This window comes from Bacillus sp. WC2507 (genome assembly GCF_052656125.1).
The window spans coordinates 3,581,377-3,597,782 of sequence record NZ_JBQXPN010000001.1 but is presented as its reverse complement, the minus strand read 5'-3'; the positions used below and the strand labels follow the sequence as shown (position 1 = coordinate 3,597,782).

Annotated in this window: 22 protein-coding genes; 17 read left to right on the top strand and 5 right to left on the bottom strand. The window is 34.2% G+C overall.

Translation table 11 applies throughout. The features are described 5' to 3' along the window. Positions 1–120 precede the first annotated feature (120 nt). Positions 121–894 carry a DUF3952 domain-containing protein gene (locus ACUN28_RS19050; RefSeq protein ID WP_016088151.1) on the top strand — a complete coding sequence of 258 codons (774 nt, stop codon included), beginning with the start codon at positions 121–123 and terminating at the stop codon, positions 892–894. Positions 895–1,182: 288 nt separating this feature from the next. On the opposite strand, the gene ACUN28_RS19045 is transcribed toward ACUN28_RS19050, so the two are convergent. Next, a complete protein-coding gene (locus ACUN28_RS19045; protein ID WP_016088150.1) occupies positions 1,183–1,968 on the bottom strand; it encodes a GNAT family N-acetyltransferase in 786 nt (261 codons plus the stop codon). A 132-nt stretch (positions 1,969–2,100) separates the two neighbouring features. Here ACUN28_RS19045 and ytfJ point away from each other — a divergent pair, with 132 nt between their 5' ends. From ytfJ to ACUN28_RS19025, 4 genes are all read left to right on the top strand, one after another. Continuing rightward, positions 2,101–2,526: a GerW family sporulation protein gene (gene ytfJ / locus ACUN28_RS19040; RefSeq protein ID WP_016088149.1), complete on the top strand. Its 426-nt coding sequence runs from the start codon at positions 2,101–2,103 to the stop codon at positions 2,524–2,526. Between the two features lie 160 nt (positions 2,527–2,686). After that, complete coding sequence (locus ACUN28_RS19035; RefSeq protein WP_000014091.1) at positions 2,687–3,463, top strand: oxalate:formate antiporter; 777 nt, start codon at positions 2,687–2,689, stop codon at positions 3,461–3,463. Between the two features lie 51 nt (positions 3,464–3,514). After that, on the top strand, positions 3,515–3,835 hold the full coding sequence (locus ACUN28_RS19030; RefSeq protein WP_016088148.1) for a hypothetical protein: 321 nt from the start codon (positions 3,515–3,517) through the stop codon (positions 3,833–3,835). A 69-nt stretch (positions 3,836–3,904) separates the two neighbouring features. After that, positions 3,905–4,117, top strand: a complete 213-nt coding sequence (locus ACUN28_RS19025; protein ID WP_000798747.1) for a hypothetical protein — start codon at positions 3,905–3,907, stop codon at positions 4,115–4,117. 29 nt (positions 4,118–4,146) lie between these two features. Here ACUN28_RS19025 and ACUN28_RS19020 read toward each other — a convergent pair whose 3' ends face one another. After that, positions 4,147–4,485 carry a hypothetical protein gene (locus ACUN28_RS19020; protein WP_001253201.1) on the bottom strand — a complete coding sequence of 113 codons (339 nt, stop codon included), beginning with the start codon at positions 4,483–4,485 and terminating at the stop codon, positions 4,147–4,149. 204 nt (positions 4,486–4,689) lie between these two features. Between ACUN28_RS19020 and ACUN28_RS19015 the strand changes: the two genes are divergently transcribed. From ACUN28_RS19015 to ACUN28_RS18970, 10 genes are all read left to right on the top strand, one after another. Beyond that, the gene (locus tag ACUN28_RS19015) at positions 4,690–5,370 is read left to right on the top strand and encodes a class I SAM-dependent methyltransferase (protein ID WP_016088147.1); all 681 of its coding nucleotides are present in this window, start codon (positions 4,690–4,692) and stop codon (positions 5,368–5,370) included. Positions 5,371–5,464: 94 nt separating this feature from the next. Then, entirely contained in the window at positions 5,465–7,153 is a 1,689-nt protein-coding gene (locus ACUN28_RS19010; protein WP_033660141.1) for a formate--tetrahydrofolate ligase, read from the top strand. Between the two features lie 90 nt (positions 7,154–7,243). Further along, entirely contained in the window at positions 7,244–7,771 is a 528-nt protein-coding gene (locus tag ACUN28_RS19005; RefSeq protein WP_016088145.1) for a hypothetical protein, read from the top strand. Between the two features lie 19 nt (positions 7,772–7,790). Beyond that, positions 7,791–8,960, top strand: coding sequence for a DEAD/DEAH box helicase (locus tag ACUN28_RS19000; protein WP_016088144.1), 1,170 nt, complete (start codon positions 7,791–7,793; stop codon positions 8,958–8,960). A gap of 657 nt (positions 8,961–9,617) precedes the next feature. Continuing rightward, positions 9,618–9,959 (top strand): hypothetical protein, encoded by a 342-nt coding sequence (locus tag ACUN28_RS18995; RefSeq protein WP_000455778.1) that lies wholly within the window; start codon positions 9,618–9,620, stop codon positions 9,957–9,959. Positions 9,960–10,395: 436 nt separating this feature from the next. Continuing rightward, entirely contained in the window at positions 10,396–10,893 is a 498-nt protein-coding gene (locus tag ACUN28_RS18990) for a hypothetical protein (RefSeq protein WP_016088142.1), read from the top strand. Between the two features lie 20 nt (positions 10,894–10,913). Next, positions 10,914–11,024 (top strand): HNH/endonuclease VII fold putative polymorphic toxin, encoded by a 111-nt coding sequence (locus tag ACUN28_RS18985; RefSeq protein ID WP_229193736.1) that lies wholly within the window; start codon positions 10,914–10,916, stop codon positions 11,022–11,024. Positions 11,025–11,122: 98 nt separating this feature from the next. Continuing rightward, on the top strand, positions 11,123–11,515 hold the full coding sequence (locus ACUN28_RS18980; RefSeq protein ID WP_016088141.1) for an immunity 50 family protein: 393 nt from the start codon (positions 11,123–11,125) through the stop codon (positions 11,513–11,515). Positions 11,516–11,608: 93 nt separating this feature from the next. Then, entirely contained in the window at positions 11,609–11,914 is a 306-nt protein-coding gene (locus ACUN28_RS18975; protein WP_016088140.1) for a hypothetical protein, read from the top strand. 391 nt (positions 11,915–12,305) lie between these two features. Continuing rightward, positions 12,306–12,689: a VOC family protein gene (locus ACUN28_RS18970; protein ID WP_016088139.1), complete on the top strand. Its 384-nt coding sequence runs from the start codon at positions 12,306–12,308 to the stop codon at positions 12,687–12,689. Between the two features lie 44 nt (positions 12,690–12,733). Here ACUN28_RS18970 and ACUN28_RS18965 read toward each other — a convergent pair whose 3' ends face one another. Further along, complete coding sequence (locus ACUN28_RS18965) at positions 12,734–13,372, bottom strand: zinc dependent phospholipase C family protein (protein WP_016088138.1); 639 nt, start codon at positions 13,370–13,372, stop codon at positions 12,734–12,736. A 31-nt stretch (positions 13,373–13,403) separates the two neighbouring features. Beyond that, the gene (locus ACUN28_RS18960) at positions 13,404–14,390 is read right to left on the bottom strand and encodes a quinone oxidoreductase family protein (RefSeq protein WP_016088137.1); all 987 of its coding nucleotides are present in this window, start codon (positions 14,388–14,390) and stop codon (positions 13,404–13,406) included. 207 nt (positions 14,391–14,597) lie between these two features. Here ACUN28_RS18960 and ACUN28_RS18955 point away from each other — a divergent pair, with 207 nt between their 5' ends. Both ACUN28_RS18955 and ACUN28_RS18950 read left to right on the top strand, forming a co-directional pair. Beyond that, positions 14,598–15,176 carry a sigma-70 family RNA polymerase sigma factor gene (locus tag ACUN28_RS18955; RefSeq protein WP_016088136.1) on the top strand — a complete coding sequence of 193 codons (579 nt, stop codon included), beginning with the start codon at positions 14,598–14,600 and terminating at the stop codon, positions 15,174–15,176. Beyond that, the gene (locus tag ACUN28_RS18950; protein ID WP_016088135.1) at positions 15,173–15,853 is read left to right on the top strand and encodes a DUF3600 domain-containing protein; all 681 of its coding nucleotides are present in this window, start codon (positions 15,173–15,175) and stop codon (positions 15,851–15,853) included. The genes ACUN28_RS18955 and ACUN28_RS18950 overlap by 4 nt, the downstream gene beginning before the upstream one ends. Positions 15,854–15,907: 54 nt before the next feature. Here ACUN28_RS18950 and ACUN28_RS18945 read toward each other — a convergent pair whose 3' ends face one another. Further along, positions 15,908–16,153 carry a hypothetical protein gene (locus ACUN28_RS18945; protein ID WP_016088134.1) on the bottom strand — a complete coding sequence of 82 codons (246 nt, stop codon included), beginning with the start codon at positions 16,151–16,153 and terminating at the stop codon, positions 15,908–15,910. Positions 16,154–16,406 lie beyond the last annotated feature (253 nt).

The window sequence follows — 16,406 nt, the reverse complement described above, 5'->3', positions numbered from 1 at the left end:
TTTGAACTACAAAAAGAAAATTTACTTATGTAAGGTGATTAAAGTGATTAGAAGATAATCTGATCGAAAATATAGAGAGTGTAGTGTGATGATGAAATGAACACAAAAAAGGTTTCTAAAATGATTACTATCATAATAACAATCAGCCTACTACAAGCATGTAGTTTTTTTGAAGAAAAGATAGAGTATGAGCCATTTGTTAAGGCATTGGATGAAGGTGACATGAAAAAGGTTATGTCTGCGAGTGATGATGGGTATGCTTTTGTGGAACAAAGAGGTATATATAGTACATATGAACAAAAAGAAGATGGAGAGCATAGTAAAACAATCTATCAAACTTCGGAAGGCATATATAATACGAAAGATAAAAGTTTATATGGAAATACAACACAAGAAATTACCTCGGAAGTAGATAATAAAAATTATAAAGAAGAAGTTAATTATAGTACCAATATTATGTATCAAAATGGACAGGTACAAAGTCCGGATTCAAACCTGGATGTTTCATACGTGAACTTAATTGTAGATCGTTTAAAAGGGATAGGGAAACTAAAGATGAAGCCCGGGGATGATATAAAAAAGTTTGATCAGCCTAGTACTGTTGGATACAAACTAACTGAATTAGAGTTTCAGAGTATCATAAATGATAAGTTGAAAATACAATTTGATGAATATGGTGGTGGATCAATCGCATTGCATATTGATTCTAAAAATGGTTCAAAGCAGATATTGGAAGTAAGTATTGTAGTGAATTATAAGAAGAGAAATGATGAGGGCAAATTAGTAAAATATATATCACAAATACATACATCTTTTGATAGTCACCAAGGTAATAATCAGGATGCGAGACAGGAATATATTGATTTTAAAGCACAGTATAATAAGAAGCAGTAATATTAAGAAGGGCATTTGCACGTAAAGATAATAGCGACATAAGTGTGATAAATGTTTCATAAATATTTCTATTTGTAGTGGAAAGAATTTGAGGATAAACGCCCCAATTGCTGGAGGAAATGCAACAATTGGGGCGTTTATCTGTCTAAATTTAGTTTGAATGCATAACATTTTTTAGTTAGAGTCCTCACTCCTCAAGTAGTTTCTTCATAATAACGGTGTGAAGTTTTTGTGTAATCGGCTTTTATTGCAAAGTTACAACTATTTCCGCTTATAGAGTACCTCTTATTATCGATACATCGTCCACATCCCAATGTCTTTAAACCCTAGACGTTTATAAATTCGTCCAGCAGCTGGATTGTTATAAAATAAACAAAGTGTTCGGCTTTCTTTCGTAAAGTCTTGAATCATTTTTTGTAATATGAGTGAAGCATATCCATTTCCGCGGTAGTTCGGATGCGTACATACGCCAACCACCATTGCGGATAATGAATTTTCAGCGGAAGTTGAGGCGGATGCGATGATTGCACCGTCTTTTTCAATATAATATGTACGTCCTGTATTGGTTTCGATAGCTTGCCTTAAAATTTTTTCTGATTCATGAGCAGTCGGGAATTCATCGATGCTACTTCTTAATTGCATAATTCGCTCTACATCATCTAGTGTGGCAAGTTTAATTGTTTCTTGGGCAGGCGTACTAGGTAAGTTGTCGGCATCTAGACATTCGCAAAAATACATTTCATTTTTGGAGCCTAATTGTAGACTTGGAGCAGTTTCAAACCTTTCTACAATAGTTGACTTACCAGAGAGTTTAAGCGGCTTATATGCGGAAAGAAGTGTCTCATAATCAGTGGTAACAAGTTCTTCTTTACTATAGGGTATAAATGAATCGTGGAATCGGAGTAGAATTGATTTTAATGTTCCATTCTCTTTAAATACGCCCCATAATTCTTGAAAATCTGTGTCATAACCGAAAGCTTCAATATCTCCAATAATAAACAAGTTAAGGGCTGCTTCTTCTTTTAGGTAAGCGAATACTTGTTCATGATCTTTCTTTGTTAATTTTCGCATCATAACGAATCGACCTCTTTTTTTATTTTTCTAAATATTACAACTTAAGTTTTTTGAAATCAATATAAAATTTTATGTTTAGTTCACCAACTTTCGGAAAAACTAGGAAAGATATGACAAAGGAGGTTATGAACGGTGGATCATCCAATTCAAGGGTTAATGAAAGCGGCAATGGAAAATTTAAAAGAAATGGTCGATGTAAATACGATTGTTGGAGAGCCTGTTCAAACGGCTGACGGTGGTGTGGTGTTAACGGTTTCTAAAGTAGCGTTCGGGTTTGGAGCAGGAGGTTCTGATTTCCAAACGAATGATGGACAAAGAACGAACGGTAACCCTGCATTTGGTGGCGGTAGCGCGGGTGGTGTTTCTATTACACCAGTAGCATTTCTTGTGGTGAATAAAGATGGAGTAAATATTCTGCATCTACAAAATGCGACACATTTAGCGGAAAAAATGATTGAATTAGCTCCACAAACAATTGATAAAATTCAATCGATGTTCCAAAAAGATGATAAGAAAGAGGGAGATCATCATCCTCAAAACCCAGATGATATCCTTTAAAAACGCCTGCTTACGAGCAGGCGTTTTTTCTTGTAATCACTATGTAATAAAACACATGAAATTGTAAATAGTTTTTGAATTTTTTTCTATGTTTCTAAAATTTTTCATGTTAAAATATGCTATAGAATTGAAACATATAAAACGAAGGTGGCTAGGTGCTTTGTCTGGAGGATCTGACCAAGTAAAGAATATGATATATATTAATGGTAATCGTCGGGGTCATTGTTTTATTACATCAGGAATTACATTTAAAGAGTTTGCAAGTAACATCCCTTCACCGCTTCATCAAGTGTTGCTTTTGAAGCATAACTTTGAATGGACAGATTTTCATTATCATACTTTATTTGAATATGTTGAGGAAGAAAATATACATAAGCTAATTCAAGCAGAGATTGATGAATTTGATGAATTTTGTTGGGTAGATTTTGATGATGCAAGCGATTTAGATGAATTAGAGCCAAAAGAAATTGCAGAGCTTTTATATTTGGCTCACAAAAAAGAACCACTTGCAAGAACATTCTTTCCGTTGTTGAAAAATAGATTTGTTTATTTTTCACATGATGACGGGTGGTACAACAAAGTGTATTATCGTAGAATTGCTGACTTTGTAGGAATGTTAAGTAAAGTCATTCCTTATAAACTCGGTGCTTTCGGTAAGAAACGTTTTTCTTTCTTCCAAAAATCGAAAATTTTCCCAGCAATTTCGAAAGAAGTGATCATGGGACTTCTTCCATTAATGGAAGATGGTCTTTATATTGATCTAGCAGGGAAAATTGAGTCAAGAAGAGGTCTTGAAATTCCGGTATATGTAGTTGGTTCGTATGAAAGTACGGATGAGGTGCTAGATAATATCGATGAATTAAAAGAAGAAGCAACAGAGACTGGTTGGCTCATTTTTGATAAGAAAGAACAAGAATGGCAATGGGTTGTGGACTAAGAAAACTTGGCGCATGAAGTCAAGTTTTCTTGTCATTTGAAAGGAGTACAAATGAAGAAATATTATACAATTGTGGGTGTTATAAGTATTATTCTCGTGGCGATTTTACTTATTACTTGTCCGAAAGAATCAGATTTTAAAGTGTATGTAGAGGATAAGTATGCATTGAAATGTAATGAGAGTAGTTTTGAATGCACACAAAATGTAGACGATAAAAAAGAAAAACTACAATTTGAAAGTACAGATGCACGAAATGGTGTGTTTTTTATGACTGTAAAGCAAACATATAAAACAGAAGCTGGTGTTACGAAAGAATATAGCGGAGTAGGAATGTTTGGTACATTTCTTTTTGTTTCAGAAAAGACTTTCTAGTAATAGAAGGTCTTTTTTTTATGCTTATGTTCATATAGATGAAGTAAGACAAGCATAGGAGGGGTAGTGATGAAAAATACATGTATCGTTTGCGGTGGTGAGGAGTTCTTTTCCTCAACTTTATATGCACGTACGAAACAAGATTGGGCATATGCACCAAATATGTATCGATTTGAAAAGGTGTTTATTGAGCATCGGGATGAAGAGAATTATCCGGTGTTTCAAGAAATTACAGCGAAACATTGTTGTGGATGCGGTCATATCATGTTGTATCACGAATGAACACACCAAGTATAACTTGGTGTGTTTTTTTAAAACGCTGACAAAGCAAGCGGATAAAGTAAAGTAAATAAAACAGAAAAACTACCAAAACCAATTGCTGTATATCCAAGTGTTCTTGCTCCGAAATTGACAGCTAATAAGCCGACTAAAATCGCAAGAGAGCCGAGTGTAACCGGATAAAATGCAATTGAGAAAAGCGAAAGAAATAAAGCGACATAGCCTACCATTGCACCGGTATTTGTACCTTCTATTTCATTTGCAATTTCTTTACGCTTATGTCTAATTGGTATGCCAGCTGGTGATATTTCAGCTGCATACTCTTCGTTTTTTTCACCACTTTTAAAATGATGATTTCTCTTTCTTCGCATGTACATCCCTCTCTTTCAATTGGGTGTACCTATAGTATCTTTCATAAAGAGAAGAACATGTGTATGAGTTAAACCCAAGTAAAGCAAAAATTGGAGAATAAAGATTCCATCATTAGCATGTACATCTCCTAATGAAGATAAACAGGAATTTTGGAAAATGATGTAGAATGAAATGAATGATAATAACTGAAGGTAGGGGAATGTATGACGAAGTTTAATTGGCATGAATCGGCAGAGAAAAAATGGGATAATAATGCAGATTTTTGGAATCAAAATAGTCAAGAAATGTGGGATAGTGGGAGCAGGAGTACAATCATTCCATTTTTTGAGCAGTACGTGGAAAAGGAAGTACAAGTGTTAGATGTTGGCTGTGGTGATGGGTATGGTACATATAAATTAAGTCTTACTGGGTACAAAGCGGTTGGGGTGGACTTATCGGAAGTTATGATTCAAAAGGGTAAAGAACGCGGAGAAGGCCCAAACTTATCTTTTATAAAAGGTGATCTTTCTTCATTACCATTTGAAAATGAGAAATTTGAAGCAATTATGGCAATTAATTCTTTAGAATGGACCGAGGAGCCATTGCGAGCATTAAATGAAATAAAGCGTGTTTTAAAGAAAGATGGATACGCATGTATTGCAATTTTAGGACCGACAGCAAAGCCTCGAGAGAACAGTTATCCTCGTTTATACGGCAAAGACGTTGTTTGTAATACGATGATGCCTTGGGAATTTGAGCAGCTAGCGAAAGAACAAGGTTTTGAAGTTGTGGATGGTATCGGTGTATATAAGCGTGGAGTAAATGAGAAGATGTTAGGTCAACTACCTACAGAGTTACAACAATCGTTAACATTCTTATGGGTATTTATGTTAAAAAACGTATAAAGAAATGAAAGAATTTTTAGGAGGTAAATAAGTGCAGAAAATACAAAAAACTGATACAATATCATCAGAACCAATTAAAGGGGGACTAGGGTATATGACAACTACTACAACAGTTAAATCCGATATTGAAATCGCACAAGAAGCGAGTATGAAGAAGATTCAAGAAATTGCAGCTGATTTAAATATTTTAGAAGATGAATTAGAGCCATACGGGCATTATAAAGGTAAGTTATCTCTTGATATTTTTAAGCGCTTACAGAATGAGAAAGACGGTAAAGTTGTTTTAGTAACAGCGATTAACCCAACTCCAGCTGGAGAAGGTAAATCAACAGTAACAGTTGGTTTAGGTCAAGCTTTTAATAAAATTGGTAAGAAAACAGTAATCGCACTTCGAGAACCATCTCTTGGACCAACGATGGGACTAAAAGGCGGAGCAGCAGGCGGTGGTTTTTCACAGGTTGTACCTATGGAAGACATTAACCTTCACTTTACTGGAGATATCCATGCGATTACAACTGCTAATAACGCGTTAGCAGCGTTTATTGATAATCATATCCAACAAGGAAACACACTTGGGATTGATACGCGTAAAATCGTTTGGAAACGCTGTGTTGACTTAAATGATCGTGCCCTACGTAACGTAGTAATTGGTCTTGGTGGACCAGTTCAAGGTGTACCACGTGAAGATGGTTTCGATATTACAGTGGCATCTGAAATTATGGCTGTATTCTGCCTTGCAACAGATATTCAAGACTTAAAAGCGCGTCTATCTCGCATCGTGGTTGCATATAACTTTGCAAATCAACCTGTAACGGTTAAAGATTTAGGTGTAGAAGGTGCGTTAACATTATTATTAAAAGACGCATTAAAACCGAACTTAGTACAAACGTTAGAAAATACACCAGCTATCATTCACGGTGGACCATTTGCAAATATCGCTCACGGTTGTAACAGTGTTATCGCTACAACAATGGCAGCAAAATTAGGTGACTATGTTATTACAGAAGCTGGATTTGGTGCTGATTTAGGTGCAGAGAAGTTTTTAGATATTAAAGCTCGAGCAGCTGGTATTAAACCAGAAGCAGTTGTTATTGTTGCGACTATTCGTGCGCTTAAAATGCATGGTGGCGTAGCAAAAGATCAATTAAAAGAAGAAAATGTAGATGCATTAGCAAAAGGTATGGAAAACTTACAGAAGCATGTTGAAACAATTCAAAGCTTCGGTGTGCCTTTCGTAATTGCAATTAATAAATTCATTACAGATACAGATGCAGAAGTTACATACTTACAAGAGTGGTGTAACGAGCGTGGCTATGCAGTATCCTTAACAGAAGTTTGGGAGAAAGGTGGCCAAGGCGGAGTTGACCTTGCTGAAAAAGTACTAAAAGAAATCGAAAAAGGTGAGAATAACTACGCACCACTTTATGAATTAGAATTACCATTAGAAGAAAAAATTCGTACAATTGCCCAAAAAGTGTATGGCGCAAAAGATATTGAATTTGCTCCAAAAGCACGTAAGCAATTAGCTCAATATGAAGGAGAAGGTTGGAGTAACCTACCAGTTTGTATGGCGAAAACACAATACTCTCTTTCTGACGATGCAACGAAATTAGGTCGTCCATCTGACTTTATCGTTACAATTCGTGAGCTAAAACCATCTATCGGTGCAGGTTTTATCGTTGCGTTAACGGGAACAATGTTAACAATGCCAGGCCTTCCAAAACAGCCAGCAGCACTACAAATGGATGTAAATGAAGATGGAAAAGCAGTAGGTTTATTCTAAAAGGTTGTAATTCATCTCGTTTATCTGTAAACTATATATACATCAAGTGGCGCCTTTCCATCGAAAGGCGCCTGTTTTTTGGAGGAAATTATGTTTGATCCAACTGCTTTTGATAATTTAAAAGTAATCGTAGAAGGTGCTGTTTATGATTTTGATTTACATGGAGATATTCTTGTAACAAATCGAAAAGATATGATGGACCTTGCTTCATTAAGTCGTATATATCGTATTTCATTTCAATTAACAGAACCGTTCGAACCACTAGTAGAAGCAACATTTTCATTATCTGTGGATGCAAAGAACTTGTCTGGTGAAATATTGGAAGTACCACAATTTACACCAGGTTGTGAAATGAAGTTAGCATTTTCATTCCCGATAGAAAAGCCAGAGGTAGTGTGCGAAGAAATTGAAACTTTCATGCATTCTATATGGGGAAAAGAAAGAATGATTACGCAAAAACTTTCATACGAATATAATAAGCAAGCGATTTCATATCATAATAAGGTAGAGGTTCTATTTCAAAAAGCGATTACAGAAGACCATGTTGATGATTTAATAGCTGTTATTTCACACATGATAGAAACGGTGCGAACAATACAACATTTTCTTCAAAAATAGAGATAAAGGAGAAAAACAAATGATAAAAGATATGCAACCATTTTTACAACAAGCTTGGGAAAAGGCTGGTTTTAAAGAATTAACCGAAATTCAAAAACAAGCGATTCCAACTATTTTAGAAGGACAAGACGTTATAGCTGAATCTCCAACTGGAACAGGAAAAACATTAGCGTACTTATTACCCCTTTTACATAAAATTAATCCTGAAGTAAAACAACCACAAGTTGTTGTTTTAGCACCAACACGTGAGCTTGTCATGCAAATTCACGAAGAGGTTCAAAAGTTTACAGCAGGGACTGAAATTTCAGGTGCATCTTTAATTGGTGGTGCAGATATTAAGCGCCAAGTTGAAAAATTAAAGAAACACCCGAGAGTAATTGTCGGTTCACCAGGACGTATTTTAGAATTAATTCGTATGAAAAAACTAAAGATGCATGAAGTGAAAACAATTGTATTTGATGAGTTTGATCAAATTGTAAAACAAAAGATGATGGGCGCTGTACAAGATGTAATTAAATCTACAATGCGCGATCGTCAATTAGTATTCTTCTCTGCGACAATGACAAAAGCGGCAGAAGATGCTGCACGTGATTTGACAGTTGAACCACAATTAGTACGTGTAACTCGTGCTGAGTCAAAAAGCTTAGTTGAGCATACGTATATCATTTGTGAGCGACGCGAAAAAAATGATTACGTAAGAAGAATTATGCATATGGGCGATGTAAAAGCAGTTGCTTTCTTAAATGACCCATTCCGTTTAGATGAAATTACTCAGAAATTGAAATTCCGTAAAATGAAAGCAGCAGCTCTTCATGCAGAAGCAAGTAAGCAAGAACGTGAAGCAACGATGCGAGCTTTCCGCGGCGGTAAATTAGAAATTCTACTTGCTACTGATATTGCAGCACGCGGTATTGATATTGATGATTTAACACATGTAATCCACTTGGAGTTACCAGACACAGTAGACCAATATATTCACCGCTCAGGACGTACAGGACGTATGGGTAAAGAAGGAACAGTCGTTTCTCTTGTAACACAACAAGAAGAGCGTAAATTACTTCAATTTGCAAAAAAACTAGGTATCGTATTTACGAAGCAAGAAATGTTCAACGGATCATTTGTAGAAACGAAACCGAAAGCACCAAAGAAAAAGAAACCAGCGTTTACTGGGAAGAAAAAGCCTAGATAAAGTGAAAAAATAATCAGTGGGGATTCCCCCACTGATTATTATCCCTCATCAATCGGACGTTTACGGGATAAATAATAGGGAAGACGTAACTATTTATAGTTGCGTCTTTTTTATTTGAGTCAATATGCTCATTTTAGGTAACTAATTATTTCCTCTTAAAAATATATAGAAAGATTATTCACTAATTTAAATTTTTTCTAAGTCAATGTAAGGATGTATTAGTATAATTAAAGATGTGTTCCATTTTATGGATTACCTTATTGGTATAGGGTCTATGTTTTGGGGTATATGAAAATACTACATATTCCCTGTTAAATATCATTAATATAAAAACTACATAGGCTCTTCTTTTGTAATTTAAAAAATATATTAAAGTAAGGAGTTAAATTATAATGGCAATCTTTCAAAGTAATGTTCAGAAAGCTGAAAAAATTGCTACGCAAATGAGTTCTGATTCTGACACAGTTCAAAAACAATACCACATGCAATACGTACGACAGTAACTGTTAATTCCAAAGCGTGAGAAGCAAATAATAATAAGATTGAAGTCGATACAGTTAGATATGTAAGACAAACCTCTCTCAGATTTAAAATAGAAAAAATATACAGAATAATGAGATGATAAATGTATAATCTATTTATATTAGGAGGTGAAAAATGGAATACATATACGAATTTTACCGTGATGGACTCGGCGGATTAAGAATACGTTTGCCCAAAGAGATTTCTATAATTTCTCATTTTTTAGAAGATATTTTAGATGATGAAGCAGATGAGTATATACAGATTTTAGATACTGTAGTGAAGCAAGAAGTTCCGCAATATGAAATAGAAGGGAACGTAGCAGCAGTCTACATTGAACCTAATTATACTAGTGCTATTAACTTATTTATGAGTGCCCCAAATAACCAATGTAAAATTGAGACCTCTGAATTTAGAAAACTACTTGTGTTGTGGCGAGATACAGTGGTAGCAGAAGGGAAAGATATTGAAGCGTAAAAAACACTAGAAAGTGTGGTCTTTTTTCACTTAAATTTAATTATTCCATATTTTATAGTTGTTTTCCATAGAGAACTATCAGTAGAATAAAGTGGACATATCCGAAGTAATACAAATATATTTAAAGGGATTTATCTCTCCCCCATAAAACGTGGTGTTTTAGAATCGAAGTTTTAAATATTACACAGATTTTGCGAACCCCTGGCGAACGAAAATGCCGAAAACCTTCCCTGACCTTAAGATAGAATTGGATTATTATGAAAAAATATTATTGAGCTTGGAATACATAGTGGGTCTACAACAGCTCGTGAAAGGAAGATACCATCCATAATTGTCTTGAAAAAAGACAGGATTTTTATGAAGAAAAGATATTTGAACATTTCAGGCTTAATAACGATCATCATACTTATTATAATAAATGAGAGGCGTATAGATTATGATATATCAAAATGATAGGATTTGTAGGAAGAAGGCGTTAATTAGTGCTGAAAAAATCATTAGCCTATTTTCAAATTTAAAATTTATTGAATTTGAAAATCCAGATTCTGCATGGATAGAACTATTCGATATAGCATTGAAAAAATTTCGTAAGATTGATTCTAAGCCAAAGTTTTGTATTCCAATTGGTAATGTTAAAAGTAAGTATATTTTATGGATTGAAAATTCTTTAGCTTCTTTAAATTTTTCAAATCATAAAACAGAATATTTTATATTAGTTCCTAATTGTTTAGAACCGATGTGGGCAAATGTTAGGATATTGAACTTTACAAAATTTATTGAGGAACTTTGGGACATTTCTGAAACTAACGAATTTACAATTGCTGATAAGGACACGGGACAAATTGTACAAGTATTCTCTGAGGAAGAATATTATGAAATTCATTTTGAGTGTTGCAACATTAATCCAATTGACTCTTCGAAAAATGGATACTAAATGATAAAAAACAGCCTATTATGACCCAGGAATTCACATATGAAGTCGATGGACAAAAAATTATAATTCTAGATCACTTAGCCGGTCATATCTTCGGGAAACGTGGCATTGGAGATCAACCAACTCATTAAAATGAAAGACCTGAGTACAATACAGGAATGGGACAAGTCGATGGGATGGAGGATCATTATTATTTTGAAAAGAGAAATAAAAAATAGAAGGTATAAAAATGATTGATCAATTAAAAATTTTAAATCCCCAGACGTTAATTAGCATTTTTGGAAAAGTACCAAAATTTGAAGAAGCAGAGTTATTAGAAGTGTGTCTTAAAAGGGATGGCCCTACCCTAGTTATCCAATTGATGACAAATGAAAACGTTGAACATAAACCTAAACGCTGGAATAAGTGGGATGTAATCTATGTAGAAATCTCTTTTTTTACTATTCAAAATTTAATAATAGAAAATTTAGGAACAGAAAATATCATTGAGCATTTTGAAATAAGTACGATGTCAGAAGGAAGTTTATTAAAAATTAAATGTAAGAATCAAATGATAGTTGAATCTTTATTTGACTGGGCGAGAATAGAAGGAGTTACTCCAGGTTTAATAGGATTACCTTAAGTGAACTAACGGGTGTTTTAGTTGAACAACATTTAAACAACTTTATTATTACTTTACATTCTGATGGATATTCTTGAAAAGGAGTAGTGTTGTATGAAATCTATAAATGTAAATGGAGCTATATATCATATTGAATCAGTTCCTTTTGAAGATAAGAGTGAACAGGATGAAGAGGGATACTATGAATATTTTTACAAAGGAGTCAATGTATCGTTTCACTCTGACAAAGAAGTAATTAAAGCCCGAATTTATGACGAGGAAGAAACGATATATTTCTCAAAAAATCCAATTCTTGCTTTTGGGAAAGATTTTGAAGCGATAAAGAAATATATAATTAAAGAATATGATGTAAATAAATTTAAGATTCCAGGTGGGGAAAAAGCTTATATAGAGTTATAACCATAATCTACCTTAAACTTTACCATGATTTATTAAATGCAAAAGGTAGATAGTTATATGATTCGTGAAGTTGAACCGAAGGATGGCAATACAATTGAAAATCTATATTAAAAAATTGTTTGTTCTCCAAAACGACAAAAATGAGCTGAATGATTATAAATAATTGTAAAGAGATAAAAAATTTGTTTAGGGGGTACTTCATAACCGTAGCTTGATATCGATGAGATACAACCACATTATTGCTACTAAGCAAAAGCTATTAAGTTCCCCTAAGCAAAAAGACAACTTTTTATGACTAGCGATTTATAAGTATTCAACTGAATGAAAAAGGATTAACAATAGTACCTGTAGAAACCTACATAGAATATTAAAACCATTAGGGGGAAAAACAATGATTCATAAAGTCGGACAAATTATGTTATATGTAAATAATCAGGATGAGGCAGTAAATTTTTGGACGGAAAAGGTAGGGTTTCATGTAGTTGCAGTGGAAGATAACAAACAAGGAATGAGATGGATTGAAATTGCTCCAACTAATGATGCTGAAACGAGCATTGTACTACATAATAAAGAAGTGATTTCTAAGATGAGCCCAGAATTGAATCTTGGTACACCGTCTTTAATGTTCTTCTCAGAAAATCTGGATCAATTATATACAGATTTAAAAAATAAAAATGTTACTGTTGGCGAAATGGTAACTATGCCTTCTGGTAAAGTGTTTAACTTTGCTGATAGTGAAGGGAATTATTTTGCGGTTATGGAAAAGAACCGATAATAATATTGAGATGTGAAAATCCCCCTCAAACATATTGAGGGGGATTAAATCTTTGAAATGAATTTTTCATGAGAGAGTTGTTTAATAAAAAATGCACCTTTTTCAATAGCAGTTTCCATATAACCGACAATTTGATTAAACGTAAATACCTGTAAGTCTTCATGCAAATGTTGCTCGGGATACAACATATCTTCAAAAAGATACTTTCGAAATTCTAAAACATTTTCTTTAGAAACTTCTTCAATATCCACAATGTGAGCCTCTTGGTTGAGAAGAGAGAAGAGCTGCTGTTCTGTATCGTAATGATGAAGCAACTTTGCATTTAACAATTTAAAATCGTTATAGTACATAGGTGCGATCGTTTCGTCATTTTCTATTCTATTTTTTAGCCAAGGTAGAAAGAAGCCGCTTAGCCAATTATCATCGGCAATGAGGTGAGTGTAATAGCCAAGGAGAAAAGGGGAATCCATATGAGCTTTATATTTTTGAAAAAAAGAATTGAAATCTATCCTTCTCGTATAGTTTTTCGTTGTGCCAGCGTAAAAGTGTGAAGCTCCTTTTTCTTCTGCTGAATGAACCGCATCGGGGGCTACACCTCCAAGTATGAAAGAAGTTTTATCTTGGATATATAGTTTTTCGGCAATCTTGTTGGCGATAATAGCATGCATAATTCGTGATCCCATGAAAATGACACCTCGGTTTCAAGTATTCATTTCAGGAAGAGGACTGAACAGTTAGTATTACTTTCCCTGTACTTTTTCTACTTTCGACCCATTCATGTGCTTTCCCTGCATCTTGAAGTGGAAAAGATTTCGTAGCCTTAATTTGCAAACGTCCGTCACGCAAATAACGGAAAACTTCATTTGCAGTTTCTTGGAGCAGTTCAGGACGTTTTTTTCGTGTGGTTCCAAAGCTGAATCCGAGTATAGAGCGGCAACTTGCATGTAAATCTTTCGTTTCAAAATTACCAATTTCACCGCTAGCATTACCGAAATGAACGAGGCGACCATAATAAGCAAGACAGTTTAAACTTCTTTCCGAAACCGTTCCAGAAATAGAGTCTAAAATGATATTAACGCCTTCTCCGTTTGTCAGTTCATTGACTTTCTCTACAAAATCTTCATCTTGATGACAAATAACATAATCAGCTCCAACATCTAAAGCAATTTCTTTTTTTGCTTCACTTCCGACAGTGCCGATAACTTTTCCAGCCCCTAATAGTTTAGCAAGTTGAATCGCTGTAGTACCAATTCCACCAGCAGCCGCATGAATGAGTACAGATTCACCTTGTTGAAGCCTTGCAACATTTGCGAGTAAATTATAACTTGTAAAAGATACGATCGGGCAAGCAGCTGCCGTTTGAAAATCGACTTTATCAGGTAAAACGAAAGTAAGGTTTTCGTTTGCGACAACGTATTCTGCGTAAGATCCATTTTGAGGAAAAGCAATGACACGCTGTCCAGGATGAATATTTTTCACATGAGAACCGACACGTTCTACAATACCAGCGACATCTATACCTGGAATAAAAGGGAGTGCTTTATTTCCTTTTTTTCCATACCGTGATTTAATATCGGCGAAATTTACACTGGTAGCAACAACACGAATTAAAACTTGATCTTCTGAAATAACCGGTATATCCACATCTGTATATTGCATCACTTCAGGACCACCGAACGACGTTACAACGATAGCTTTCATCATATATCCTCCTAAATTTGACTATACAAATCATTTTAAAGCGTCATTAGCAATTGGGAAATTATATAATAGTTATGCGGCTTTATAAGTGAAGCTTATGAACTCATTGGATCATTATATTAATGTATATAAAAAACTGTTTGAAAAAATCGAACGAAACATCAATTACTTGCCAATATAAAGTGTAAGACAAAGGAGGGATGGAATATGAAGGATGAAACGGTGTATATAGATTTAATCCAATTAACTTTATCAGGCAATAAAGAAGCATATAGCGAATTGTATGATAAAACGATTCAAGAAGTATATAAGACAGCACATTTTTTAATAGAAGATAAAACGGATGTAGATGATGTCGTTCAAGAAATATACATACAGCTATATGAATCGCTTCGTAAGTATGATAGCGAGAAGCCATTTCGCCCTTGGCTAATTGGACTTACGATTAAACAAATTCACTCCTATAGAAGAAAGAGGTGGATGCGACTACGAATTATAAAAAAAGCAGAAGAGCAAAGAAAACCAGTACAAATTGATTTTTCTAACGATGTTATAAGTAAAATATCAAATCAAAAATTAATCGAACTCATTCATAAGTTACCGTATAAATTGAAACAAGTTATTATCTTAAGATACTTACACGATTATTCACAAGAAGAAGTAGCACAAATATTACATATTCCAATCGGTACAGTTAAGTCTAGAATTCATGCGGCATTAAAGAAACTACGCCAAAAAGAACAAATAGAAGAAATCTTTTTAGGAGAGGTAGGGAATGTGAAATGAGCTTAGATTGTAGAGTTAGAGAATCTATACAAGAAGAAGCGAAGGGGATTGTTGCCCCGCCGGAGTTAAAAGAAAAAGTAATTGTTCAGATTAAAATGAATCGCGGCGGTAACAAAAGGAAGAAGCGACTTATTGCAGGAGTGCTTGCAGCAGTATTTTTAATCCCAACGACTGGTTTTGCTTACCAATCTATTATGGCGGATGGTATATACGGATCTTTTGAGAACTTAAAAAAACATGCTGGAGCTATGACATTAGAAGCGTATATGCGTTTTAATGCAAAATTATCAGAAGCGAAAGATGAAATGGGTGCGAAGGAATATGAAGAGTTTACAACAGAACTAAAGAAATTAACAAATGCAAAACTTGAGCACGGGGATTCGAACGGTAATATTGATTATGATCAATTATCACCAGCTAAAAAAGAGGAAATGAAAAAGGTAGAAATGGAACTTCAGCCATATTTTGATAAATTAAATGGCCATAAATCTAGTAAAGAAGTATTAACTTCGGAAGAGTATGAACAATATATGGAAGCGTTAATGTCATATCAAACTGTATTAGTAAAAGCGAAATCGAGTGGTGGGATAACAGTAGAAGAAGTACCTGAAGCGTATAAAGAAAGGTTTATTAAAGCAGAACAGTTTATGGAGTATGTAGATGAAAAGGTGAGATAAGTAAAAAAGCTCATAGCTTAAGCTGTGAGCTTTTCTTATTGAAACGTAAATATATTAACCACCTATTCCTTTTGCTAGCAATAAGAAATATACAAATACTAATATTACGCCATTTAATGCAGTACCAACTATTCCGAATAACCAATTTTTTGATGCTATCGCAGAAATAATACCGAGTAATGAAAGTATTCCTAGAATCGCAATAATCAAAGTTAAATTTGCATTAGGTCCTCTTAAAACAAAGAAAGAACATATACTTGCGAGAAACATTAGACACGAAAATCCGAAAAATCTATACATAATAATTCTCCCTTGATTGAAATGTATTTTGACTTAGTGCAAGATTTTCTATAGTTTAACATAAATGTCCTAGTACATATTGAATATATAAACAATAAAAAACGAGTATAAAATCTATGCGATTTCACACTCGTTTTGTTATTACTTAAAATTCCTTACCGCATGTATAGCAAATCTTACAAGGAGTATTGCGCTTATAAATAAACCACCATAACCAACGGCACTTGAAAATTGAACATTAGGTTCTTTTGCA

What these genes read in the sequence shown, in the direction of transcription:
- ACUN28_RS19050 (WP_016088151.1), top strand. Translation starts at nt 121, where the DNA reads ATGATTACTATCATAATAACAATCAGCCTACTACAAGCATGTAGTTTT.
- ACUN28_RS19045 (WP_016088150.1), bottom strand. Translation starts at nt 1,968, where the DNA reads ATGATGCGAAAATTAACAAAGAAAGATCATGAACAAGTATTCGCTTAC.
- ACUN28_RS19030 (WP_016088148.1), top strand. Translation starts at nt 3,515, where the DNA reads ATGAAGAAATATTATACAATTGTGGGTGTTATAAGTATTATTCTCGTG.
- ACUN28_RS19025 (WP_000798747.1), top strand. Translation starts at nt 3,905, where the DNA reads ATGAAAAATACATGTATCGTTTGCGGTGGTGAGGAGTTCTTTTCCTCA.
- ACUN28_RS19020 (WP_001253201.1), bottom strand. Translation starts at nt 4,485, where the DNA reads ATGCGAAGAAAGAGAAATCATCATTTTAAAAGTGGTGAAAAAAACGAA.
- ACUN28_RS19015 (WP_016088147.1), top strand. Translation starts at nt 4,690, where the DNA reads ATGACGAAGTTTAATTGGCATGAATCGGCAGAGAAAAAATGGGATAAT.
- ACUN28_RS19010 (WP_033660141.1), top strand. Translation starts at nt 5,465, where the DNA reads ATGACAACTACTACAACAGTTAAATCCGATATTGAAATCGCACAAGAA.
- ACUN28_RS19005 (WP_016088145.1), top strand. Translation starts at nt 7,244, where the DNA reads ATGTTTGATCCAACTGCTTTTGATAATTTAAAAGTAATCGTAGAAGGT.
- ACUN28_RS19000 (WP_016088144.1), top strand. Translation starts at nt 7,791, where the DNA reads ATGATAAAAGATATGCAACCATTTTTACAACAAGCTTGGGAAAAGGCT.
- ACUN28_RS18995 (WP_000455778.1), top strand. Translation starts at nt 9,618, where the DNA reads ATGGAATACATATACGAATTTTACCGTGATGGACTCGGCGGATTAAGA.
- ACUN28_RS18990 (WP_016088142.1), top strand. Translation starts at nt 10,396, where the DNA reads ATGATATATCAAAATGATAGGATTTGTAGGAAGAAGGCGTTAATTAGT.
- ACUN28_RS18985 (WP_229193736.1), top strand. Translation starts at nt 10,914, where the DNA reads ATGACCCAGGAATTCACATATGAAGTCGATGGACAAAAAATTATAATT.
- ACUN28_RS18980 (WP_016088141.1), top strand. Translation starts at nt 11,123, where the DNA reads ATGATTGATCAATTAAAAATTTTAAATCCCCAGACGTTAATTAGCATT.
- ACUN28_RS18975 (WP_016088140.1), top strand. Translation starts at nt 11,609, where the DNA reads ATGAAATCTATAAATGTAAATGGAGCTATATATCATATTGAATCAGTT.
- ACUN28_RS18970 (WP_016088139.1), top strand. Translation starts at nt 12,306, where the DNA reads ATGATTCATAAAGTCGGACAAATTATGTTATATGTAAATAATCAGGAT.
- ACUN28_RS18965 (WP_016088138.1), bottom strand. Translation starts at nt 13,372, where the DNA reads ATGGGATCACGAATTATGCATGCTATTATCGCCAACAAGATTGCCGAA.
- ACUN28_RS18960 (WP_016088137.1), bottom strand. Translation starts at nt 14,390, where the DNA reads ATGAAAGCTATCGTTGTAACGTCGTTCGGTGGTCCTGAAGTGATGCAA.
- ACUN28_RS18955 (WP_016088136.1), top strand. Translation starts at nt 14,598, where the DNA reads ATGAAGGATGAAACGGTGTATATAGATTTAATCCAATTAACTTTATCA.
- ACUN28_RS18950 (WP_016088135.1), top strand. Translation starts at nt 15,173, where the DNA reads ATGAGCTTAGATTGTAGAGTTAGAGAATCTATACAAGAAGAAGCGAAG.
- ACUN28_RS18945 (WP_016088134.1), bottom strand. Translation starts at nt 16,153, where the DNA reads ATGTATAGATTTTTCGGATTTTCGTGTCTAATGTTTCTCGCAAGTATA.